Raw genomic sequence first — 24,496 nt, 5'->3', positions numbered from 1 at the left:
GCACATAAGTCTTACTTGTTTGGTATCTTAGATGGTTAGTTTTGATTAAGTATGGGTTTCCGCTGAGATTCAATTAGCATTAAAGCACTCATCCCTACTTACATAGCAAATGCTACATCATTCATTCTTACTTTGCATTTTTATCTGGCTGATGAATACCAAATATATTACCTTCCGTATCCTTAAAGTACCCTTGCCATGCCATACCTGGTAATGCATACTTTGGCATGGCTACTTGGCCACCGTTTGCTAGAATTTTTGCTTCTGTTATATCATAACTTTCTACGCCCATCGTACAGGCAAATCCATTCATAGCTTGGTTTGTCTCTGGAGGAGGACCCTGACGTTGCATCAAAGCGCCATCAATGCCATGCTCATCCTCACCACCCGTTACTGCCCCGAAATATGGCATTCCCGCGTAGTCACTCCAATCTTGAAATGACCAGCCAAATACGTTCCCATAGAAATTCTTTGCCCTCTCCATGTCACTTACATGAATTTCAAAATGAACTAATCTCCCCATTGTATCCTCCTTCGTTGCAAATGTTTGAATACATTTACTATAAAGCATTTTTTACAGGATGAAAAATAAAATATTTTTTAATTTTCTATCAATTCTATATTATTTGATTTTAGACAGTCTCTAAAGGATAATCTTGCTACATTAAATTAATTTATAATTGACTATAAACGGAAAATGCATCTGTTATATTATATTGTTCTGTTCGAGAATTTCCTTCAGCCCCTACGGTTACCAGAATGTATTCTTGTCCATTTATTGTGGCTAAACTTGCTAAACATAAACCCGCGACGTCTGTATAACCTGTTTTCCCACCTAAAATTTCTCCGCCTGGTAATGCTCTTGTTGTCATATTTTGAAACATTTTATTTGTAAAAGTTATCCCCTCTGGATGACGATTTGTAGGTTTGATAGAATATCTTTCCGCTGTATAAACTTGACGAAACTCATCATTTGTTAATGCATATTGCAAAAGTAAAGACATATCTTTGACGGTCGTATAATGATCTGAATGATGCAATCCAGTAGTATTCATGAAATGAGTATTTTTCATGCCTAACTGTTGGGCCTTTTCATTCATTAGATCTACAAATTTCCTTTCCGAACCAGCAATATATTCAGCTAAACCGATGGAAGCCTCGGCCCCTGATGGAAGCATAGAACCATATAATAAATCCTCTAGCGTAAGCTTTTCATTTGGGAGAAAGCCAGCAAGTGATGCGTTCGCTTCGTATAAATTATTAAATATATTATTCCCTAAAACAATTTCTTCCTGTAAATTAGGAATCTGTTCGATAGCAACTAAAACCGTCATCATTTTTGTTAATGATGCAGGGTAAATAACTTCCTCGCTATTTTTATCTATCAGAACTTTATTTTCATCCAAATTCACTAAAATAGCATTTGAGCTATATAAATTAACATTCATCATATCGCCACTTTTTGTTGGCGTGTCAAACGATTGCGTGTTGACTTGTAAGGAAACAGGCTTTTCTTTAGCCCATATAAAATAAACAAACAGCATGACGAAAATGAATAGTATAGTAAAAATACCTTTTCTCTTAAACATATAAAAACAACTCCTTCTCATTATGTCTTTATTCAAACATAAAAAGAGGAGCTTTATTTTAATTAACTATTAGTGAATTCTTAAGGTTTCTTAAGAATTACTTGGAATCATGACAGTAAAGATCGTTTTTTCGTTACTAGAAGTAGCTGTAATTGTTCCGCCATGGGCTTGTACAATTTCATTTGAAATTGCTAAACCTAGTCCCGCACCACCAGTTTGTGTTGATCTTGCATTATCTAAACGATAAAACTTTTCAAATATCATCTTTAGTTTTTCAGGAGGAATAGTCTTTCCTGTATTTGAAAACGAAATAAATGTCTCATTATTTTCTTTTTTAGCACTAATTTCAATTGTACTATTAGGATCACTATAGGCCATTGCATTTTTTAAAATATTATTAAATACTCTTGCTAATTTATTTCCATCTGCATAAATAGTAATCTCTCTATCTATATGGACGATAGCCTTTTGACCTCTAGGTGCTAGCAATGGGTAAAATTCATCGGCGACTTGCATCAACATATAGTTTAGAGGAATTGAATCTTTTTCTAAAATAATGGATTGTAAATTAAATCGGGTGATTTCAAAAAACTCATTAATTAAGTGCTCAAGCCTATAAGATTTTTCAAGCGTAATCGTTACATATTTTTCTTTTTGCTCCACAGGCATGTCCTTAGCCTCGTCTAAAAGGCTTAAGTAGCCAATAATCGAAGTCAAAGGGGTTTTAATATCATGTGCTAAATAAACAACAAGGTCATTCTTCCGTTGCTCCGCTTCTTGCGCATCTCTTGCCCGTTTTTCTAATTTATTTTTTACATCATTTAATTTTTTCTCCAAAAAATCTAGCTCAGAAGGTAGGTGGATTTCCTGTTCTGACTCATCAGAAAGCATGGAGATACTTGAACTAATTTGATGAAAATAACGAGTAAAACGAGATAAGGCCATATAAAAAATAACGAGAAGTAATAAAATGAATCCTATCGTTAGCCAAAGGGGTTTATTTTGTTGGAATAATACAAAATAAGCTTGTTGGGCTGCATAATAATCTAATTGTAAAACATTTTCACAGAAAGACATAAAAGCATTAGCGAAAGGCGCTTGCAAAACACCATCAATGAGGGCGAAGTTGATAATAAGACCGAATATAATGGCCACGACAAGAATAAAAATAATTTGTAAAATCATTTTCCTCTTCAGTCTTCCAAACTCATTTTTCAATTGTATACCCCACTCCCCAAACCGTTTTAATAAATTTGGGGTTCTCTACAGAATCTTTCATTTTCTCACGCAAATGCCGAATATGAACCATAACCGTATTATTGCTATTGAAATATTTTTCTCCCCAAATTTCCTGAAACAACTCTTCTGAGCTAATAACCTTACCTCTATTAGAGCTTAAGTACCATAATATAGAAAACTCTGTAGGTGTAAGGGATAATTGTTTTTCATTTAACAAGACTTGTCTCGTATTTTTGTTAATCATTAAACCTGCAAAATCAATCGTATCCTCATGTGGCTTCGAGCTTTGATTGTATAACGTAAATCTTCGTAACTGTGCCTTAACACGAGCAACCAACTCTAATGGTCGAAAAGGCTTTGTAATATAATCATCTGCTCCTAAAGAAAATCCATTTATTTTATCAATTTCCTCTTCCTTAGCCGTCAACATAATGACAGGAAAATTATAGGTTTCACGTATTTTTTGCAAGATAGTAAAGCCATCAATATCTGGCATCATAATATCTAAAATAGCTAAATCCAAACCTTCACGTTCAATACAAGCCAATGCTTCCTGAGCTGTATAATATTTAAATACATCATAATTTTCATTTTTTAAATAAAGCTCAATTAAATCTGCAATTTCTTTTTCATCGTCAACTACTAAAATGTTCAAACGAACTGCTCCTCCTTCTATCCTCGAATTTCCTATGATTTTTCACACGCATTATAGCACTTCCTTATTGCTATATCTATAAATAAGAATAGTTTATTTTTAGAACCAAATAAAAAAAGATTCGGAAATAACATATATCCAAATCTTTTTTATAACGAAATATAGTAAAGCTGTGCATTCCCGTAGGCGGAATCGAGTGGCGCTCCTCGCTTTGCTTCAATTTCACCTTAAATTACTGAATCATAAAGTTATTAACCTTCCCATACTGTAAAACTAATTGTTTTATAGTGCATTAATTTAATGAATGGTTGGCAGTAGGAGAAGATTTTTGGGACATATCTTGTTTTACTATTCTCCCTGGATAAAATTTCATTTGTTCATTTAAGTTATTTTCTTTTGCTGTTATCGTAATAGGTTTCACTTTCAATACGAGTGTTTTACTCCCTAAAGAAGATTGATACTTTTCGATATGCGTTTTTGATAATCGAGTATGGTAATAGCTTGGTACATATTTATCAAGCATTGCCTGCATGGCAGCAGTTGCTTCATTTAAATCTGTTACTATTTCCACTTGACCATTCGCAACAACACTCATATATGCTGTATCCGTTTCACCAGGAATGGGATCTACCATTGTTCCAAAAGTTTCACATACTGTAATACATGCATGTGGATTGGTCTCAATAATATTTATTTTTCTCCCCTCATTTGCACCATGAAAATAAAAATAGCCATCTTTAAAGACATAATTAAATGGAATAACATATGGCATATGTTCATCCACTAACCCAAGAAAAGCAGTTTGTGCGTCTTCTAAAAATAGTTTTACATGATTGTCATCTGTACATGCTCTTAGATGCATTCGAATGTCCGTTTTCATTTTTTAACCCCCTATTCTCTTCTACAGAGGAGTCTACAGCAGGAAGGGCGCCTAAAAAAGGGACAGTTTGATGAAAACCAGTGGGTACAACTTCAAAATATTTAATTTAAAGAGATTCTATTTCCTCATTTACTCACTCGAATCTCGATAAAATAACTTTAGCTGTGCCACAATCATAATGCTAATAACGACAAGTAAAAACCAAGAACTGATTTTCCCAAAATGAACAATCGTCCAGGCTACCTCTTGATTAGGGTATGACCATGCACCAAAAAATGTAGCGATATTTTCCGCAATCCAAATGAAAAACCCAATTAAAAAGAATGATACTACAATCGGCATTTGATAGATGTTATTGCGTACTGTAAATTTGACAATTGTACGATAAAATACAATGAAAAGTAACGCCATTAACAGCCATCTTAAATCATAAATAAAATGGTGTGTGAAAAAATTTAAGTAAATCATGGCCCCTAGTGGAATAGCTATATAACTCTTTGACCAATTGACAATCTTTAAATCAAACCTGCGCCACGCTTGGCAAATATAGCTGGCTACACTTGCATACATAAAGCCACTGTATAATGGCACACCTCCAATTTTTGACCAAGCCTCTTCTGGATAAGACCAAGAATTAACATTCACTTTATAAAGTTCAAGAACAAGCCCAATAATATGAAACAGACAGATCACTTTTATTTCATCTTTCGTTTCTAGACCAAATTTATACATCAAGTATTGTGTCACAAGACAGATTATTAAAATGAAATCGTATCTTGCAACGCCTGGTATATGAATTACTTTGGAGAACGCGAGAGTAATAAATATTACTACAGGAAAAATACAAGATAATGATTGATGGTACGTAAAGTAACCTAAGTCTTTCAAAAAATTCTTCATCATTCATCCACCTCAGAAATGATACAAAGTTTGAGGAACTTAGCTTGCAAAACTAAATTCTTCTTGTATGAAGAATATACGATATATTATCTTATTTCAATATTTTTTTATCGAAAAACGATAAATTTTTTCGCTTTTTATTGGAACAATTTTTTATGAAATACGTCCTTCGTTTTTCTAAATTTGTGGGATTTAGGAGGGAAATAAAAAAGAGTAGCCGTCTTAGCAGCTACTCCCCCATACTTAAAGATACATTTTTTGATCTAATTTTAACTGTACTTCTTGTTGGCTTATTTTTATCGCCTTTGTCTTCTTCACTTTTAAGTAATAAACAATGTAACAGCCAATAAAGAATGCTCCACCACAATAAAGTGCTAATCGTTGTGATGGATCAAATGCCAAGCTCGCCATAACAATACAGTTTGCTACTAAACCGATAATTGGAATGATTGGATAAAGTGGAGCTTTGAATTTTAAATCCTCCACTTTTCCACCTTGTCGTACATAGGATCGTCTAAAGGCAATTTGTGATGCCGTAATTGCAATCCAGCCTATTTGAGCGCCTAAACCTGCGAGCGATAAAAGCCAAACAAAAACTGTTTTTGCGGCGAAAACACTAGACAAAAGTGATAATCCAGCTACAGCAAGTGTTATTAATAATGCGTTCATAGGAATCCCTCTTTTATTAACCTTCCCTAAAACTGGGCTAGCCATTTTTTCAACGGAAAGAGAGAATAACATACGCGTTGCTGCATATAGACCCGAGTTTGCAACCGATAATAAAGCTGTTAAAATAACGAAGTTCATGATGTCTGCCGCATAAGGTATTCCTATACTATCCAAGACAACTACAAATGGGCTTTCAACAACTCCCGCTTTATCCATAGGAATCATACCTGCAAGCACAACCACAGATAGAACAAAGAAGAAAAGCGTACGCCATACGGTTTGTTTAATAGATTTAGGAATCGTTTTTTCCGGATTTTCACTTTCCCCTGCAGCAATACCAATTAACTCTGTCCCTTGGAATGAAAAATTCACAGTAATCATCGTTATGAGCAATGCTGTTACACCATTTGGAAATAGTCCACCCTCATAAAAATGAGTAAGGAATGGGGCCTCCGTTCCATCCTTCATATCGATCAAGCCAAACATAGCTGCTCCCCCAACTCCTAGGAACATAATGATGGCCAAAATTTTAATGCTAGAAAAGACAAACTCTGCTTCACCAAATGCCTTTGCTGATAAACCATTTAATAAAAAGAGCAAGGCCCCAAAAATTAAACACCACATCCATACTGGCGATTCAGGAAACCATCTTTGCATAAGTTGTCCAGCGCCTAAAAATTCAAGGGCAACAGTTACTGCCCAGCCTAACCAATAGAGCCAGCCAACAGCAAAGCCAGTAGCAGGACCAATAAATTTCGTCGTGTATGTTTGAAATGAACCAGATACTGGCATAGCCACTGATAATTCACCTAAACAAAGCATCGTTAGATACATCACTAATCCGCCTACTAAATAAGAAAGAATGGCACCCGTTGGTCCGGCTTGATTAATGGTAAAACCTGATCCAAGGAAAAACCCCGTTCCTATACATCCCCCAAGCGAGATCATAAACAAGTGTCTAGCTTTCATACTTCTTTTTAATTCATATTGTTCTGATGCCATAAAAAAACCCCTTATGCTATTACCTTGTAAGCACTTACTTTTGTAAGTGCAAATAGGTAACTAGTAGAAATATCAATAGATTTGATTTATAAAATTTAATCTATTTTGTGAACAGTCAATTTTCTGACAAATAAAAGTTCCCGTTTAGTCTAGAGCATTAATTCGTTCTATTGTAAACTATAATTAGGGAGAGCAATTTTCTAATATTCGGTTGTGGCGACCTAATTTTATTAAAAAAGTTCTTCCTTATAGGCTCATTCATCTTCCCAATCGTTTGCTTAAAGTAATGTATCGCCAAAGAGTGAGCTGATTAAAGCTACGGCAGCAATAGCTGTCTTATTATATTTATCTAAAACTGGGTTTGTCTCTACAAACTCTGCAGAAGTAATAATATTTGCTTCCGATAGCATTTCCATAGCTAGATGACTTTCTCGGTAGCTAATACCACCTGCCACTGGAGTTCCTACACCTGGCGCATCATTCGGATCAAGGCCATCTAAATCTAAAGATAAATGGACACCGTCAGTGCGTTCCTTTAAATATTCAATCGTTTCAGACATTACTGTCGTCATGCCTAAACGATCGATTTCATGCATCGTATACACCTTAATGCCAATTTCCTTAATTAGTTGTTTCTCACCTGGATCTAAATCACGTGCCCCAATAATAACAACATTTTCAGGCTTAACTTTTGGTGCATAGCCACCAATACTAGTAAGTGCCGGATGACCAAGTCCTAAGCTTACTGCCAAAGACATTCCATGAATATTACCTGAAGGTGATGTTTCACCTGTATTTAAATCACCATGGGCATCATACCAAATAACGCCTAGATTCTCATAATGTTTGGAAACACCTGCTAATGTACCAATGGCAATACTATGATCTCCACCTAAAACTAAAGGAAAGCGTTTTGAGGTAATAACATGATCTACTTTTTGACCAAGCTTGTCATTAGCATCAGCTACAGTTTTTAAATTTTTTAAGTTAGTTGTTGCCTCTATTTCTACATCTTTATTAACGAGTTCGATAGTCAGATCCCCTTCGTCCTGAATCGAATATCCAAGACCCTCAAGTCGATCTGTTAGCCCGGCATATCGAATTGCACTCGGCCCCATGTCAACTCCTCTTCTCGTTTGTCCAAAATCCATTGGCACCCCAATAATTGTAACTTCTTTGCGCATGATAATTTTCTCCTCTCCAATAATTACTTTCACAGTATAAAGAAAATGAAAAATTGACTCAACTCGACATTATTTTTAATTTTTATACAGTTTGGATTATTAAAAACATAGATTTTATCATGCATAAATGAATGCATAAACACCAAAACAATGAATACAAAAACAATATTTTACAATTTTACATCACTTATTGTCAGAAATTTCAAAAATGAAACAGTAAAACTATTCTTTTTTTATTGTTTTTTTTGAAAATTTTCAATGTAATTTAAGGTTTTAATACTATTTAATGACATAATATTGAAAATATATACTATTTTGTTTAGGTTAGGAGCTCTTTTGTTTACTACCAAAAGTTCTATTTAAAATAGCTTTAGGAGATTACTTGTCATTTTTGGACAAAAAAAAAGCCCTATGCCGTAGCTAATAAGGCTTTAAAACTTCTAAGTTTTTAATAATTTTAAAATACTATTCAAACATGTTTCTTTATAATATTGATGCTGTTCTTCTAAATCATCGGTTAACCATTGTATCAAGGAACCATCAATCATCGCCCTCACCATTTTTGCACTTGCGAAGGAATCCATATCTTCACAAAACACGCCTTCATGTTGTCCTAACTCAATAATTTCTTGTCCAATCCCCCAACAATTCTCATAAAATTTTAAGTTTATTTTTTTATACGCTTCATTTCCATTCGCTTGGGCTAAAAAATCTAAATACACTCTGTAAAATTTTTTATTGTCTTGAGGGGATACAAAAACAGCATTTATATAGGCATGAAGTTTTTCTATAGCCGTCTCGTATTTCGCAATTTCTTTTATTTCAAAACTGTAAATTTTGTTTGTTGTGGATTCCAGTAATTCTAATAATATGTTTTGCTTGCTCGTAAAGTAATAGTGAACTACACCTTTCGAAACATTTGCATGATTGGCAATATCTTGTAATGTAACATTATCATAGCCTAAATTTGAAACAGCATCAAAGGCTGCTTTCATTATTTGTTTCTTTCGTTCTTCCTCTTTCTTTTTCATAGAAGCCTCCAATGACTTGATACAAGTCATTATACATGAACAAAGTGCATTTTCCAATTTTATATTGACCGGTCAGAATAATTTTGATACTGTTTAATGGAATTAGATTGTAGGAGGATGTTTACGATGACATTAGAAAACTTTAAAGCGTTGGTAGTCAATCAAGATGAAAATTTTACAGTGAAAGTTAATGATCTTACTTTAAATGATCTTCCGAATGGTGAGGTATTAATTAAAGTAAGCTACTCTGGCATTAATTATAAAGACAGTTTGGCAACTATACCGGATGGTAAAATCGTTACTTCCTATCCTTTCGTACCAGGTATTGATTTAGCTGGGATTGTTGTATCCTCTGAAGATCCTCGCTTTCGTGAAGGTGACGAGGTAATTGCAACAAGCTATGAAATTGGCGTAGCCCACTTTGGAGGATTTAGTGAATACGCTCGTATCCCTTCTAAATGGATTGTTCCACTTCCAAGCGGTCTATCTCTCAAAGAGGCGATGATAATTGGAACAGCCGGATTTACAGCTGCTTTGTCGATCCAAAGACTCGAAGAAAATGGCATTAATCCTGAGAAAGGAAAAATCCTTGTTACGGGTGCAACTGGGGGTGTAGGTAGTTTTGCTGTCTCGATTCTTTCAACACTAGGTTATCAAGTAGAAGCAAGTACAGGAAAAGATTCAGAACATGAATACTTGAATAACCTTGGAGCCACTTCAATTGTAGATCGTGGAGAGGTATTTGATGGGAAAATTAGAGCGTTAGGCAAACAAAAATGGGCTGCAGCTGTCGATTCTGTTGGAGGAGAGCCACTTGCCTCTTTATTAAGCCAAATTCAGTATGGAGGTGCGGTTGCTAGCAGTGGATTAACAGCAGGAACAAACCTTCCTACGAGTGTCTTCCCCTTCATTTTAAGAGGCGTGAATTTACTTGGAATTGATTCTGTTTATTGTCCGATGGATGTACGATTGAAAATATGGAATCGTTTAGCGACTGATTTTAAACCAGCAATCCTTGAAAGCTTTATTCATCAGGAGGTAACATTACAACAACTTCCAACTGTTTTACCTATGTTACTGAAAGGTCAAGCAAGAGGTAGATTCCTTGTGAAATTATAAATAGATACTCCTATAAAAAGCGTAAACGAAAGCCTTCTTACATATGAATGTAGGAAGGCTTTTAAAATACTACTGTCATTATTTCAAGCTACTATGCATCAGCATGGTGGTTTTTTTATTATTTGGACATCCGCCTGACATAAAAGCTCTTTATAGTAAGCATGAACGTATCACTAGTTGATTCTAGTAAGGTATCTGGACAAGCTTTATAAAAAATTGTCTAAATTCGTGTTCCCAAACATACCATTAATGTATATGAGCATTCAATTCAGGGAACTCAAAAACTATCAACTATTTTTGGAGATGATCATATGAAACGAGCACATATTGATGAATTAAATATTACTAGAGCCTTAGCTATACTAGCTGTACTTCTTATCCATTCTACTAGTACACCAGTATCAGCTTTGTCCAGTGAATCAAGACTCTACACCATTTATGTATTTTTCAATATTTTCCCCAAATTCGCTGTCCCTGTTTTTATTTTTTTAAGTGGGGTTGTATTATTTTACAACTATATACAAAAGGATTTCACAAAAAAACTGATTGTTCGTTTTTATAAAAAAAGAGTTACCCAAATACTTATTCCCTATCTCTTTTTTTCCGTTTTTTATTATGCGACCATGCAATTTTATGTGACGCACGATTTTTCATTAACATGGCACGCCCTTTTTAGTGTTGAATTTCTTGAGAAACTATTAATTGGAAAAGCATATACTCATTTATACTATATATTTATTATGGTGCAGTTCTATCTATTGTTCCCGTTATTCTTATATATTTTAAAGAAAAAACCTGCCCTATCACCTCACCTGATATGGATAGGACTAGCTCTTCAATGGATTTTTATCCAATTAAATGCTGAGGTTTGGCAGTATCCTTACAGAGGGAGTATCTCATTCTCTTATATCCTTTATTTCTTAGCTGGTGCATTTTTAGGGATTTATTTTGAAAAGTATAAACGATGGCTCCAGCTAACAAAAGAAAACTTTCCTGTTTCTATATATTTCATTTGGGCTATTTGGTTATTTTCTACTATTTATAATATTTATCTATATTATTTTGTTTACTCATCCCAAAGTTATTTAGCCAACAGTATCGTGTTTGAACTAGTCTTTCAGCTACAATCTTTAACAGCCTGTATGGTATTGTTACAGTTTTCTTTCTGGATCTATGATCGAGGGAAAAAAGCCTTTGTAAATGCCCTTATTAACCTAGGAACACTATCATTTGGCATTTATCTATTGCATCCTTTTTTCCTCTTCCTTTATCGTCTAATTCCTGTAAGTGGCAATAGTCTCTTATTTCATGTTTGGAGTGTGGGAGGTTTTATTGTTGCTCTATTTGTTACGTGGATTGTGGTGTTTTTGGTGGGAAAATATATTAAATATCATTGGATTGCATTCGGGCCTATTCCGAAAGAGTTTCCTTATAAATAAATGTTGACTATTATAATAGTAGAAACTATGTGGACTAACAAAAAAGCCCTGTGGAAATCGTCCACAGGGCTTTCTTAAATGATCAGCTTAATTATTTTGAAACTGAACCGTCTTTTACTTTGTTGTTATTTGCATCAACAAGGTTTGTTGCTTTAAATTCAACTACAATGCTGTCAGTTAAAGCGTAGTCAGCTTTAGTTGTCACAGTTAATTTACCATTAGCTACAGCAGCTGAAGCAATTTCTACAGTTGAGCCAGCAATTTTAACTGTTAAACCTGTTGGTGTAGCTTGATCAGCAATACTTTCAGTGAAGTCAACTGTTAATGTTTTGCTATCTACTACTGTTACTTTAGAAGCTACAGGCACAATATTTTCTTTAAGAGCTACTAGAGTTGTAGCTTTTCCATTTTTAAGAGTGTTACCTTTTGTATCTACTACATTTTTAGCTTCAAATACATAATTACCATTTGCAGTAATAGAACCTTCTGGTAAAGTGAATCTTACTTTTTTAGTACCATCCACAAATTGAAGTTGAGTGCCAGCAGGTAGCTCTTTTCCTCCAAGTGTGTAGTTAGAAGCGTTTGTTGCTGTTGCAGTTACATCAGCAGCATACTCAACTGTGAATACATTGTTATCTGTTACTACTACAGGTGTAACTCCAAATACTAATGAATCTGTAGTAGTTTCAGGTGCAGCTTCATACGTGCCAGTTGTCACATTGAATGTGATTGTATCTGCAGTTACATTGCCAGCTAAATCAGCAACTGCTTTAGCAGATATTTCAAATGTATATGTTGAATTACTATCTAAATCAATGTCCACTTTCACAGTGTTTTTCTCTGCACCCTCAATTTTACCGTTACCATCTACATCGTAACCAGCATCTGCTTTAACAGCTGTTTCTTTTCCAGTAGTGTAAGCAATACCATTTTGAGTTTTAACTGTTAATTTACCATCTACTTTTACTGGTTCGCTAAAAGTAAGGTATAGAGCATCTACATCAGTTGTAGCATTAACATCGTCAGCTACTAACATTTTAGTAGAAGCAGATACAAGTGTAGCAGGCGTTAAATCTTTAGATAGAATAGCCTTGAACTCAAATGCATCTCCAGCATTACCAGCTAAATCTTTTTGTCCTTCTACTTTAACGTCCGCATTAATGAATGTAGCTGTACCTAATGCAGCTTTTGCATCAATAGTAAATACAGTTTTATCCTCTGTATCTTTCATATCAGCATCTTTTAAGTAGTAGACAGTAGAGCCAACTGTTACTTTTGCATATTCTTCAGCAGTAGCGCCAGCATCTGCATCAAGATTTTGCTTCATTAATTCTTCAGAGAAATCAAACGTGATTTCTGTGCCATTCACTGCAGTAGAAACAGTTGGTTTAGAATTATCAACGTCTGCTTTAAGAACCGTGAAGTTCACTGCAATCGGATTAGCGATATTATTAGCGAAGTCAGTTGCACCTACGATATCTACTTTATAAGTTTGTTCAGCAGTTAAACCTTTGATTGTTAATGTTTTTCCAGATAATGTATATCGATCTTTAGCAAGTTCAGTACCATTTAAGCTTACTGTTCCTTCGCTTTGTACAAGCTCATCGAAAGTGATTACTGCTGTTGTGCCTTTTGCTTCAACAGAATTTACGCTAACAGGAGTTGTATCAGCAAATGTGATTAATTTATTAAACTCTTCAGTTAAAATTTTTGCATCTGCTTTTGTTTTGATTGGGTTTACAGTCACTTTACCATTTGTTAATTTAATTTCTTTATCAGTTGTTAAAATAACAGTCATACCATCTTCAGATACTTTTGTATTCGTAATCGTTACACCGTCAATAGCATATTTCGCTGTTACAGCAGCATCTTTTGCATCAACAGCTGTGTTGAACTTCACTTCAAATTCTTTTGCATTAAGTCCCTTTACAGATTCTACTGCTGGTGTCACTTCTTTAACTGCATCAATTGTACGTTTTACCATAGTAGCGAATTCTTCGCGGCTAATTTTATCTTGTGGCGCTAATAATGATCCTTTACCATTGATTACGCCATTTTCAACAGCTGTTTCTAAGTAAGATACAGCCCATTTAGAAGCTTTAGAAGCATCTGAGAATTGGCTAAGGTCTGCTTTACCAGTTAATTGATAACCTTGAACGATAACTTTAGCAGCTTGTTCTCTTGTTAATTGTGCTTTCGGTTCAAATTTACCATTACCCATACCGTCAAATAATTCTGGTGAAGTAGCAAGCACTGCATTATAGAACCAGTCATTTTCATTTACATCTGTAAAATCTTCTGTTCCAGTAGCTTTTAAGTCTAATGCTTTTGATAAAATTTCAGCAGCTTCAGCACGAGTAAGTGTACCAGCTGGATTGAAGTTTCCTTTTTCATCACCTTGGATGAAACCTTTGTCAGTTAAAAACTGTACCGCTTCTTTTGCCCATGATGAAATACTATTAGCATCATTAAATTCAGCTGCTGATGCTACCGGTACGATTGCTGATGCTACAAGTGCTGCTGTAGCAGTAGTTACGAAAAATTTACGACCTTTGTTTTGTTTCGTCATTTTAATATTCCTCCAGAATTCAAATAAATTATATTATTCTGTGAGAACAATATTACCGCTCTATTAAATTTTAATGATATGTATAATACGTTCTCTCAAATAATAATTACAAATAGTTATGGATAAAGCAGCCTTCAAAATTTTTCATGATGAAAAATACCAATCAATCTTAAATTTGCTTTACAAGACAATAATATAACTACATTACCAATAAATAAACGCTAAAAATAAGGTAATATTAATACTAAAATGGTTACATAGGTAATTATTACATAACTAATTCCCAATAATTAGAGAAACGAAGACAAAACGCAGATAAAAACGTTTATTTATAACTGGAAACTTCAATTTCCTTTTTTTGGATTCCATTTATTTTTTTGATATAATAGTATGTTAGATGAATTATATAGCTTTATATATGTAAAGCTTTAACAGTTTAAATTCTATGTTAATAAAATATAAATTGTTAAAATTTACCATAATCATTATTTCTCCTATTAATAATATATCGTTTTTAGAAGGGGTGATTGAAAATAGATATTAGAAAGATGCGCTATTTTATAATGGTGGCAGAAGATTTGAATGTTAGTTGTGCAGCAGAACTTCTTCGGATGGCACAACCTTCCCTTAGCCAAAAAATTCGTAAATTAGAAGAAGAGCTGGACGTTAACTTTTTCTTTTTCATCTGTCAAGGAGAATGGTTGAGCTAACGGATGCAGGGAAGATATTTTTACAAGGATTTTTAGGCAAACCCTCATGGAAAAACTATAGAGGAAACACAACTAGAAACTGAAGAGAGAAATGGGAGCTTAATCATTGGTTTTGTCGATTCAACAGAAATCGTTATAAAAATCCTTAATAAATTTAGAACACGTTTACCTCAAGTTCATCTTATATTACGTGAAATGACAACAGAACAGCAATTAGGAGCACTCTATGAAATACAAATTCATATTGGAGTGGTTGGCTAGCCATGAGAGGAAGATGCAATTCTCGTGCAAGAGCTGTAGCCCTAGTAATTTGTTCTGCCGTCCACTCACTTACACCGATATAAAGTACTTTACCTTGTCTTACAAGATCTGAGAATGCTAACATCGTTTCTCCGAGAGGAGTAGTTGGATCGTACTTGTGTGCATAATAGACATCAATATAGTCGGTTTGTAACCGACGTAAAGAAGCATGACAATTTTCTAGAAAATGTTTTCGAGATAAACCTTTATCGTTTGGCCCATTACCAGTCGGATGGCACACCTTCTTACATAGTTCAATGCTCTCTCTCCTCACACCTTGTAATGAGCGACCAAGTATTTCCTCTGCTTTCGTGTCTGAATAAACATCAGCGGTATCAAATGTTGTAATACCAACATCTAATGCTGCTCTTACACATGCATGTGCCATCTCCTCATTCACTTTTCCGCCATGATTTATCCAGTTTCCATAGGCAATCTTACTGATGGATAACCCACCATTGCCAAGTTTATTAAACTCCATGCTAGACCCTCCTTTTATATGGCATCTTCATTATAAAAGCCACGTATTATAACGGATAATATATTATTAACTATGGATTAATATAAAAAATATATAACATCAAAGGAAAAAATAACCTCCAACTATCCTTAGATGTAGAAGGTTATTCCTAAATTATTATTTTAAAGTTATAGAAGAATTGCATATTAAATGACTTTTCAAATTTTAATAGTAACCTGATGACCCTTAAACAATAAATCCTTTTTTTAATAAATCATACCATTCCTTTAGTTCTTTACTTTCTAAGACAGCCAATTTACATAAAATATCTTTCGAAAATTCTAATACTCCGGTGCCATGCGTTAGTGAGGGCATTCTTATAACAGCCATTATCTCTACTAAAAACTTTTAAAGACAATATGATCTTCCACTTTAACAATTTCTATTTTGACTAAACCCACGTGCCATATTACTCTTTTATCATTCAAATTTATTTTTTATATTGTAATAGGCTATTACGGTACTTCCCACGTTCTATACATTACTCTCACCTACATTTATTGGATGTTGTTTTTTTGATAATTTCCATACAATTGCCCGCAAGCAGCATCTATATCTATGCCAAATTGACTTCTTATCGTAACACTAATTCCCGCTGACTTTAATTCTTTATAGAAGTTTACAACCTGATTTTCATTTACTTCTTCAAACCTCATAGGAGAACTAATAGTTGGGTTATATCTAATGATGTTTACATGGAACAATTTCCCTCCTTTATACCTACCTCTTAAAAGATTTACAATTTCTTTTGCATGGTCCACAGAATCATTAACTCCTGGCAACATAATGTAAGCAATATAAACTTTTCTTGAGGTCATCCGTATATGCTCATCTAATGTGTCCATTACATCTATTAATGGGTAGCGTTCATTAATTGGCATTAACTTACTTCGCTGTTCATTAAAAGGAGAATGTAATGAAAACGTCAAGTTGACTTGTGGATAGTTTTGAGTCATTTTTTTAATGCCTGGAATAACGCCTATAGTTGAAATAGATAACCTGCGAGGGCTTAAGGCAAAAAACTCTGGGTTTGTCAGTACATTTAAAGCATCAAAAACTTGTACATTAGCCAATGCTTCTCCCATCCCCATAAAAGAAATACTATCAATGGCATGTCCTTTTAAGTGAAAATACAAAACTTGATCAGTAATTTCATCTGATGTTAAGTTGCGTTTTAAACCTATATCACCAGTTGCACAAAATTTACAACCAAAATGACAACCACACTGCGAGGATATACAAAATGACTCCCATCCTGCTTTATATTTCATATTTACTGTCTCTATTTTGTCGTCTCCTGTAATGCCAAATAAGACTTTTGTAACTTGCTCGGAATGTTGGTCCATTAAAGGAACAACATCTAAAATAGTCTCCCCAAACTCTTCAACTAACTTCTCTCTTAATGTTTTAGGAAGTACATTCATTTCATGAAACTTACCTATTCTTTCTTTAAAAATAGCATGTAATATTTGTTTCATTCTGAAATTAGGGTAACCATGTTCCCTTAAAAAGTCTTTTATTCTTATATACTTATTTCTTTCTTTTAATTGCATCTTTCTCATCCTTCCTTATGACTCTCTAGTTTTATAGGAGTATAGAGAAAGGAGTTGTCTATCCATTAAAAATTAAATACAAAAAAGCACCAATAGAGTTATCGGTGCCTAACTTACAATAAAAAATATGCTCAAATAAATAAGGATCCTAAGTCATTACCTTATAATTAATTGGCAAATAGGCAAAGCTCCGATAACTATATTTGTATAGCATAAAAAAGGACAGACTACTCCCTTTGTCTGCTAAATCATTTCCAATTTTTACATTTTTACCAAACAAAATTCTAAAAACAGTCAACATTGCTTGTACCTCCTTTGTCAAATTTATTATGGAGTAATTTAACATAAAATTGAGTATATGTAAAGTTCCATAAAATTTTAAGTGAACCTCATTAATAAAAGATCACTGCATATAGATAAGTTACCAATTCATAACAATTCAGACGTAAGTCCGAAGACAACAAAGGATAATAAGTTGTATATTTCAGTTATACTTTTGAATTAAAAAAGTATGAGGAGAAATCCTTGGCAACCATTACGTATAGTATAAAAATTACTACTAAAACGTTCAATTAGATTAATTTATAAAAGCTATACGTAATGAATTTGCTATTTTAATACTATAAATTGTTTCTATTTGCGACACCTGTAAATGTTGTAAAAAGAGTGTGGGGGTGTTTTCTATGAAAGAAAAGATACATTTTACCATCTTAAGTAATGATTCGACAGATGGAGATGGAGGGTACGGAGTAGGTACCCTTGATTTAAATAATGTAACGCCTATTATTATAGATGGAGAAAAAGAACACGTATTTATAGACTTAGAAGCATTACATGGGCGAAGTATTATTGAAAAAAAAGTGCGTTTTTCACCAGATTTAGCTCATGCTAGTGACGATTATAATCGGTATTGGATCGTTTGGGTAGCTCTTCAGGTAGGGGAAAATGGACCTTATTATGCGGGATGTACCGCAAGTGAAGTACGGGTAGCAAAAGAAGAACGCCGCATTAAACTTGGCTATAAATCGTTGCCAGAGCAAGTAAATTATTTAGATAAAGCACTTAAAGGGAAATTTCACCTAAATCATATCGATACAAAATCAAAAAAACTACTTTCCCAATTTTTATCTGAATTTAATCAACAGTATTGGACACACTCACCTGAAGAATTAAAACATCAATTATGGGGGGATTTATAATGGCTTTTGTAATTACAGAATTATGTAGGGATGAAAAAGCAGCCATTTGTTTAGATGTCTGTCCCGTAAATTGCATTGTGAATACGGATACCCAATATGTCATTAACCCTGATATTTGTATTGATTGTGGCGCTTGTGAATTAGTTTGCCCTGTAGAGGCTATTTTTTTTGAGGATGAATTGCCTGCTGAATATAATTCTGCAACTCTACTAGCGCGTAACTATTTTCGAAACTAAATAACATGCAATTTACTATTTTTTATTTACTGTAACAGCAAGATATTGATTGAAAGATGTACTGATTTAAAGCGCTGTGTGTCAGGCAAAAAAGTAGTACAAACGATGGTTTGTACTACTACATATAATTTCTATTTGATCTTAGCAGCGAACAAACATGTTACTTGTTCAGATCTTTTTTCAGGACATCCCAAATAGAATTATCTACTTCTATTGCTTTTCTATCAGGTAGTTCTCCATTAGCCTGCGCATCCCAATATGCCTCCTTGACAGGTTTATTACCTAATTCAAAATCCATACCATTCCATGTGTCTTCTCGAAATGCATAAAATGCCCAGTGCCAGCCATAATCATTAAAAATATCAATTAAATCCTTGATATATTGATCCGCTCCATCAACCATTCGGTTAATGCCAAACTCTTCTGCAATAATTCGGTTGTTTGGTATATTGTGCTTTTCAGCCCATTCAGCAACGGGTTCTAAAAAATCTTTTAATGAAGTTTTATCAAATATTTTTTCTTTTTGATCATTCCCGACTTTGACCTTACCAGGATAAGTGTATGTGAATCCTTTTTTTCGATTTTGGCTTGTCATTTCATACGGTTCATACATATGGAAAGCATACAGTACATTATTGTCTTCTATTGGTTTTAAATAGTTTATTGCCCATGGTGTAGCAAATAAACCGGAATCTAAAATAATAGGTGTATCCGCATCTACGGATCGTATAGAATCTACAATTGTTCCATAAAGCCTATTTAAATCTGCTGGAGTGTTTTCTACCTTGTTGTACCATTTGTCATAGTCTTCTGTCCAAAAATCATTAAAACCTGTAGCTGTTTCAGGATGTGGTTCATTAATTACGTTATATCCTACCACTGCGGGATGTTCTTTTAAACGCACGGCAAGATCTTTCCAGAAAAGCGCTGCTTGCTCATGATATTTAAAGTCTTGCCAAATTCGGTCATCATTTTCATAGTTATTAAACTGTCTCCAGCGGTTTCCCGGAAGACTAAGAACAGTCAGTACAACTTTTGATCCTCTTGCATATGCTGCATCTAAATCTTCTTTTAACATCTTAAAATCATTTTCAACAACTCCCTCATACTGATCTGCATTGCCGATTAAAAAATCTTTATTAGAATTAGCATCAGGTTTAGCATCAAATAAAAAATCTCTTTCTTTTGCCCATTTATCAGGCGCTAAACGAATAAATTCAATATTGAATTCATTAGCCTCTTCATAATTTTCTGGCAGAGAAGTGGAGTTCATAAAATTTGTACCTTTTCTTTGCTCATTCCAAAAATCATTTTGCAACTTTGGCATTGCCTGTTTCTCTTCTTGCTCCACTGAACTACAGCCAGTAGCAAAGACGACTATTAAAGCACACCAGAGGAAAACTATCATGTTGAACTTATTTTTCATTCTTTTCCTATGATTTATTTCTCTCATATTATCACCTCATGTAAATCCTACTGAACTTACGTTACACGAATGTGACAATTTAAGTGGTTGTTTGAATATAATTGATTGGATCAAAAAAAGATTGAGTTCAGTACATACCAAACTCAATCCTGACATAGGCTTATTCAAAACTTAATCTTATTTTGTACCACTCGCTCCAAATCCAGAAGTTCCACGAACTGTTTGAGATAATTCGTTGACTTCAAGAAGTTGAATAGTAGGGACAAATTGAATCACCATTTGGGCAATTCGCATAGATTTTTCTACTAAAAACGTATCTTGACCATGATTAATTAAAATAACACCGATTTCTCCTCTATAGCCTTCATCGATTGTTCCTGGGCTATTGAGCACTGTAATACTATGTTTTAAGGCTAGTCCACTTCTTGGTCGAATTTGTGCTTCCGTTCCTTTAGGTAATTCTATTTGAATTCCTGTTTTAATTAATTTAGTCCCACCAGCGGGTATCTCTACAGTTTCAATGGAATAGAGATCCATCCCAGCATCACCAGGATTAGCTTGCATTGGTAGTATTGCATCTGCATGCATTCTTTTAATTTTTACTTCTACGTTCATTGTTCTTCATCCTAACGATTAAAATTAAATGTGTCATCTGTAATTGGCGCTACTTTTGCTTTGGCATAGGTAGCCCCCTTTTGTGAAAAGAAATCATATGTGGAGCCCTCATTACGAATTCCATTCATGACAATCGGATTCACTTCTTCTTCAGGGAACATGGCTTCAAAGCCGACATTCATTAAGGCTTTATTAGCATTATAACGCACGTAAGCTTTTACCTCAGGCGATAATCCTGTCTCCGCATAAATATCCTCTGTATATTTCATTTCATTCTGGTATAAATCCAGCAGTAATTCATAACCCCATAATTGTAAAGCTTCTTGTTTTTCTTTAGAAAATTGCTTATATAGATTTTGAGCAAAAAAACCTACTGCTACTCCATGAATGGATTCGTCGCGCAAAATGAGTGAAATAATTTCAGCACTGTTTCTTAAAAAACCCTGTCCACCTAAGTATAATGGGTAGAAAAAGCCAGAATAGAAAAGGAAAGATTCAAGCATAACGGATGAGAACATCGCTTTCCATAAGCTCTCAGAGTCCCCTTCTTCAATACTATTATAAATATCCGCAATTTTATTTGCCTTATATTGTAAATATTCATTTTTCTTTACCCATTCAAAGAGCTCGTCTATCTCCTCGTTTGTACAAAGCGTTGTAAATATATAAGAATATGATTTAGCATGTATTGCCTCAAATGCATCAAAAACGGTTAATACAGCCTTTTCCTGTAAATCGTCTGTATAAGCAGCAACACGATTCATCCCTATATTCGTTTGAACGGTATCAAGCAAAGTTAATCCTGCAAACACTTTTTTATACGTGTCCTGATGCTCAAAACTTTTCCACTGTTTAATATCTTTACTCACTGCAATTTCTTCAGGAAACCAAATTTGCTTCCATTGCTGGTCCCAGAAAATTTGGGCAAGTTCACTTGTTGCCTTGTTCCAGTTGACTGCCTCATACACTATATTTGACATGCTACACACTCCTCTAAGCTTTGTAATCGTTGACGAACATAGTAAACGGACTTAATCCCTTTAACCCATGCATAAATGTATACTTTAGCTAGTTGTTCTGTTGTCCAATTGTCAGTGACATAAAGAGTCATTGAAATACCTTGGTCAACGTGTTTTTGAGAAGCTGCGTATAAATCAATTAAATCATAAGGATCCACATCATATGCCTCTACATATAAATGACTGTTTTCATTTGTTAAATGTGGCATTGGATAAATTGTTCGACTATCTGCATAATCACGAACCTCTACACGCTCTGTACAAGGAGAGATGGATGCCGTACAGCTACGAATATACGAAATACTGCCAGTTGGTGCTATAGCTAAACGATATGAATGAAATAGACCATATTTCATTACATCTTCCTTTAATAATTCCCACATTTTATTAGTGATGATTGGAATGTTCCCAAGTGCTTTTAACACAGCAGGTGATAGCTCTTCCTCATTCTTATTTACATATTGATCAAAATAGCTACCTGAAGCATAATCGCTATCTTCAAATCGGTAGAACGTTTCTGCTTTTTCTTTAGCCATTTCCATCGATGATTTAAGAGAATAATAGTTCATTGCTTCCATAAAGCGATCCATGAAATCAATAGAATCTTTCGAGCCATACATGATGCCCTCCGTAACAAGATGTCCATGGAGATTCATACAACCTAGCCCTACTGAGTGCATTAATCGATTCGCTTTTGCCACCGATGGGACATTTTTAATATATGTCATTTGTGACACATTCGTTAATAAGTGCATAGCTGTATCGATTAATGTTTCAAAATCATTTACTTTACTCGCTGCATGAATATCAATTGACCCTAAATTACACGACACATCTAACCCATATTCGTTCGGTTGATCTTGATCTGTAATGATACTAGTTTCTTGCACTTGCAAGATTTCAGTACATAGGTTTGACATTTTTACGCGACCGATATTTTTTAGTGGATGTACGTCATTGACATTATCATCAAAAATTTCGAAAGGATAACCTGATTCAAATTGAGCTTTTTTCACCTCCGTATAGAGTCTACGCGCATTCAAACGTTTAATTTTACGGATTTTAGGATTATCAAGTAGTTCATAGTACATTTCTGAAATTGAAATTTCAGACATTCGTTTACCATAAACTTTATAAATATCATATGGACTAAATAACACTATATCTTTATCACGTTTCATCAGATCGAAGAATATACTTGGAATAATTATTCCTGTTGATAGTGTTGCGAGGCGAATTTTATCATCAGCATTCGGTTTTTTTGATGAAATGAAATTCTCTATATCTGCATGGAAAATATTTAAATAAACTACCCCTGAGCCATTTCGTTGACCGAGCTGATTAGAATAACTAAATGAGTTTTCTAATAGTTTTGCAACTGGGATAACACCACTTGCACGATTTAGTATTTCTTTAATTGGATCACCCAAAGGACGTAAATCCGTTAAGTTGACCCCGACCCCTCCGCCTAGACGTGATAGCTCTAAACAATAACCAATATTTTCAGCAATACTATTCATAGAGTCATCCATTGATAATTTAAAGCAACTTACTAATTCACCACGGGCTTTTTTCCCACTATTTAAGGCAGTAGGTGTTGCAGGCTGATAGGCTTCCATCATCGCTTCTACAGAACGTTTTGCTAGTACAGTGTTCCCTTGTGCTAAGTACAAGGCAATAATGACAATACGGTCCTCATATTTTTCTAAAATTTCTTCCCCATCACGACTTTTCATAGCATAGCTGTCATAAAATTTGCTAGCACTCATAAATGATGGGAAACGGAAATTATAATCATATGCTTTTTTGTACAGCTTCTTTATAAAATCCATCTCGTACAAGTCGATAAAATCCTTTTCGTAGTATCCCTCATCAACTAAATAGCGGATTTTCTCCTCTATATCTATAAAATAACGTAAACGTACGTTGACATATTCTAAAAAGTAGCGGCGAGTAGCCTCACGGTCCTTTTCTAACTCTAGTAGCCCCGTTGTACTATAACGATTCAGAACGTCATTATTAAGCTTTAAATATGTTTTCATCCCATTACCCTCGTTTCATAAAACGTTTGTATTGCTTCATAATCTGTTTGATTGCCACGTAAATCTAATTTCCTCACTAAGGGTACATGATAGGTAGTAGCAATTTTCTCCCCAGCACCGCCAAATACATTATGTCCGAAGTTACTATTGCCACTAGCAACTACTCCTTTACAAAAATCTCTGTTTTTTTCTAAAAAACGTTGCACTTTTGCGGGAATGTCACCTAAGCCATCTGTATATGTAATTAAAAGGTAAGGCTTATTCAAGCTTAATTCCTCAGAGAGTTCAATAGATTCTGCCCTTAATTTAGATACTACATTACGGACATTTCCTGTACGACTAGCGTAAACGATCATAGTGTAATCATCTCAATACGAGAAACAATTTCCTGCACATCGCCTATAAATGTTTCATCCACCTCTAAAACAGGCACACTTAAAAAACCTGCATCTATAATTGTTTGTTTAGCTTGTTCATCATGATCAATATTAACAATTTCTGCTTCAAGTCCTGCTCGTTGTAATTCAGATTTTACCCAAAGGCATTTTGGACAGATTGTTTTCGTATAAAGTTTCATAGTAATCCCTCTTTTCATAAAAT

22 protein-coding genes and 2 pseudogenes are annotated in these 24,496 nt (G+C 34.3%); 5 read left to right on the top strand and 19 right to left on the bottom strand.

The window, feature by feature from the left end:
- Positions 1 to 127 precede the first annotated feature (127 nt).
- From B3D94_RS14570 to B3D94_RS14530, 9 genes are all read right to left on the bottom strand, one after another.
- Complete coding sequence (locus tag B3D94_RS14570) at positions 128 to 523, bottom strand: VOC family protein (protein ID WP_069480612.1); 396 nt, start codon at positions 521 to 523, stop codon at positions 128 to 130.
- A gap of 151 nt (positions 524 to 674) precedes the next feature.
- Positions 675 to 1,589, bottom strand: a complete 915-nt coding sequence (locus B3D94_RS14565) for a D-alanyl-D-alanine carboxypeptidase family protein (RefSeq protein ID WP_069480611.1) — start codon at positions 1,587 to 1,589, stop codon at positions 675 to 677.
- Between the two features lie 90 nt (positions 1,590 to 1,679).
- Positions 1,680 to 2,774, bottom strand: coding sequence for a sensor histidine kinase (locus tag B3D94_RS14560; protein ID WP_291757936.1), 1,095 nt, complete (start codon positions 2,772 to 2,774; stop codon positions 1,680 to 1,682).
- Positions 2,775 to 2,796: 22 nt separating this feature from the next.
- Positions 2,797 to 3,483: a VanR-ABDEGLN family response regulator transcription factor gene (vanR, locus tag B3D94_RS14555; protein WP_069480609.1), complete on the bottom strand. Its 687-nt coding sequence runs from the start codon at positions 3,481 to 3,483 to the stop codon at positions 2,797 to 2,799.
- Positions 3,484 to 3,775: 292 nt separating this feature from the next.
- Positions 3,776 to 4,363: a pyridoxamine 5'-phosphate oxidase family protein gene (locus B3D94_RS14550; protein ID WP_069480608.1), complete on the bottom strand. Its 588-nt coding sequence runs from the start codon at positions 4,361 to 4,363 to the stop codon at positions 3,776 to 3,778.
- A gap of 129 nt (positions 4,364 to 4,492) precedes the next feature.
- Positions 4,493 to 5,266 (bottom strand): DUF817 domain-containing protein, encoded by a 774-nt coding sequence (locus B3D94_RS14545; protein WP_291757934.1) that lies wholly within the window; start codon positions 5,264 to 5,266, stop codon positions 4,493 to 4,495.
- Positions 5,267 to 5,506: 240 nt separating this feature from the next.
- On the bottom strand, positions 5,507 to 6,934 hold the full coding sequence (locus tag B3D94_RS14540) for an amino acid permease (RefSeq protein ID WP_069480606.1): 1,428 nt from the start codon (positions 6,932 to 6,934) through the stop codon (positions 5,507 to 5,509).
- A gap of 278 nt (positions 6,935 to 7,212) precedes the next feature.
- Positions 7,213 to 8,118 (bottom strand): arginase, encoded by a 906-nt coding sequence (gene rocF / locus B3D94_RS14535; RefSeq protein WP_291757931.1) that lies wholly within the window; start codon positions 8,116 to 8,118, stop codon positions 7,213 to 7,215.
- Between the two features lie 440 nt (positions 8,119 to 8,558).
- A complete protein-coding gene (locus B3D94_RS14530) occupies positions 8,559 to 9,149 on the bottom strand; it encodes a TetR/AcrR family transcriptional regulator (RefSeq protein ID WP_069480604.1) in 591 nt (196 codons plus the stop codon).
- Between the two features lie 126 nt (positions 9,150 to 9,275).
- Here B3D94_RS14530 and B3D94_RS14525 point away from each other — a divergent pair, with 126 nt between their 5' ends.
- Both B3D94_RS14525 and B3D94_RS14520 read left to right on the top strand, forming a co-directional pair.
- On the top strand, positions 9,276 to 10,268 hold the full coding sequence (locus B3D94_RS14525) for an NADPH:quinone oxidoreductase family protein (RefSeq protein ID WP_069480603.1): 993 nt from the start codon (positions 9,276 to 9,278) through the stop codon (positions 10,266 to 10,268).
- A gap of 311 nt (positions 10,269 to 10,579) precedes the next feature.
- Entirely contained in the window at positions 10,580 to 11,707 is a 1,128-nt protein-coding gene (locus tag B3D94_RS14520) for an acyltransferase (RefSeq protein WP_291757927.1), read from the top strand.
- A gap of 91 nt (positions 11,708 to 11,798) precedes the next feature.
- Here B3D94_RS14520 and B3D94_RS14515 read toward each other — a convergent pair whose 3' ends face one another.
- Entirely contained in the window at positions 11,799 to 14,276 is a 2,478-nt protein-coding gene (locus B3D94_RS14515) for an S-layer homology domain-containing protein (protein ID WP_291757925.1), read from the bottom strand.
- A 533-nt stretch (positions 14,277 to 14,809) separates the two neighbouring features.
- Between B3D94_RS14515 and B3D94_RS23030 the strand changes: the two are divergent.
- A pseudogene (locus B3D94_RS23030) lies at positions 14,810 to 15,241 on the top strand (LysR family transcriptional regulator); the annotation flags it as partial.
- Here the strand turns inward: B3D94_RS23030 and B3D94_RS14505 are convergent.
- The 3 genes and pseudogenes from B3D94_RS14505 to B3D94_RS14495 all read right to left on the bottom strand — a co-directional run.
- Positions 15,216 to 15,767: pseudogene (locus tag B3D94_RS14505) on the bottom strand (aldo/keto reductase); the annotation flags it as partial. The pseudogenes B3D94_RS23030 and B3D94_RS14505 sit on opposite strands and share 26 nt — an antisense overlap.
- A 536-nt stretch (positions 15,768 to 16,303) precedes the next feature.
- Entirely contained in the window at positions 16,304 to 17,359 is a 1,056-nt protein-coding gene (locus tag B3D94_RS14500) for a Cfr family 23S rRNA (adenine(2503)-C(8))-methyltransferase (RefSeq protein WP_069480599.1), read from the bottom strand.
- A 148-nt stretch (positions 17,360 to 17,507) separates the two neighbouring features.
- On the bottom strand, positions 17,508 to 17,660 hold the full coding sequence (locus tag B3D94_RS14495; RefSeq protein WP_175422997.1) for a hypothetical protein: 153 nt from the start codon (positions 17,658 to 17,660) through the stop codon (positions 17,508 to 17,510).
- A 382-nt stretch (positions 17,661 to 18,042) separates the two neighbouring features.
- On the opposite strand from B3D94_RS14495, the gene B3D94_RS14490 reads away from it, so the two are divergent.
- Both B3D94_RS14490 and B3D94_RS14485 read left to right on the top strand, forming a co-directional pair.
- Complete coding sequence (locus B3D94_RS14490; RefSeq protein ID WP_069480598.1) at positions 18,043 to 18,558, top strand: YwhD family protein; 516 nt, start codon at positions 18,043 to 18,045, stop codon at positions 18,556 to 18,558.
- Positions 18,558 to 18,794: an indolepyruvate ferredoxin oxidoreductase subunit alpha gene (locus B3D94_RS14485; RefSeq protein ID WP_036124417.1), complete on the top strand. Its 237-nt coding sequence runs from the start codon at positions 18,558 to 18,560 to the stop codon at positions 18,792 to 18,794. Before B3D94_RS14490 ends, B3D94_RS14485 begins: the two co-directional genes overlap by 1 nt.
- 160 nt (positions 18,795 to 18,954) lie before the next feature.
- On the opposite strand, the gene B3D94_RS14480 is transcribed toward B3D94_RS14485, so the two are convergent.
- The 6 genes from B3D94_RS14480 to B3D94_RS14455 all read right to left on the bottom strand — a co-directional run bounded on the left by B3D94_RS14480 (position 18,955) and on the right by B3D94_RS14455 (position 24,473).
- Positions 18,955 to 20,121, bottom strand: coding sequence for a glycoside hydrolase family 5 protein (locus B3D94_RS14480; RefSeq protein WP_291760576.1), 1,167 nt, complete (start codon positions 20,119 to 20,121; stop codon positions 18,955 to 18,957).
- A gap of 276 nt (positions 20,122 to 20,397) precedes the next feature.
- Positions 20,398 to 20,835, bottom strand: coding sequence for a dUTP diphosphatase (dut, locus tag B3D94_RS14475; protein ID WP_069480597.1), 438 nt, complete (start codon positions 20,833 to 20,835; stop codon positions 20,398 to 20,400).
- Between the two features lie 11 nt (positions 20,836 to 20,846).
- On the bottom strand, positions 20,847 to 21,815 hold the full coding sequence (gene nrdF, locus B3D94_RS14470) for a class 1b ribonucleoside-diphosphate reductase subunit beta (RefSeq protein WP_025114203.1): 969 nt from the start codon (positions 21,813 to 21,815) through the stop codon (positions 20,847 to 20,849).
- On the bottom strand, positions 21,803 to 23,896 hold the full coding sequence (gene nrdE / locus B3D94_RS14465) for a class 1b ribonucleoside-diphosphate reductase subunit alpha (protein WP_069480596.1): 2,094 nt from the start codon (positions 23,894 to 23,896) through the stop codon (positions 21,803 to 21,805). Before nrdE ends, nrdF begins: the two co-directional genes overlap by 13 nt.
- Positions 23,893 to 24,252 carry a class Ib ribonucleoside-diphosphate reductase assembly flavoprotein NrdI gene (gene nrdI, locus B3D94_RS14460; RefSeq protein ID WP_069480595.1) on the bottom strand — a complete coding sequence of 120 codons (360 nt, stop codon included), beginning with the start codon at positions 24,250 to 24,252 and terminating at the stop codon, positions 23,893 to 23,895. The genes nrdE and nrdI overlap by 4 nt, the downstream gene beginning before the upstream one ends.
- Positions 24,249 to 24,473: a glutaredoxin family protein gene (locus B3D94_RS14455; RefSeq protein WP_031417836.1), complete on the bottom strand. Its 225-nt coding sequence runs from the start codon at positions 24,471 to 24,473 to the stop codon at positions 24,249 to 24,251. The genes nrdI and B3D94_RS14455 overlap by 4 nt, the downstream gene beginning before the upstream one ends.
- Between the last annotated feature and the right edge of the window lie 23 nt (positions 24,474 to 24,496).

The sequence above is a fragment of the Lysinibacillus sp. UBA5990 genome, from assembly GCF_002429815.1.
GTDB lineage: Bacteria > Bacillota > Bacilli > Bacillales_A > Planococcaceae > Lysinibacillus > Lysinibacillus fusiformis.
The sequence above is the reverse complement of the archived record's forward strand: the minus strand, read 5'-3'. Positions and strand labels throughout refer to the sequence as shown.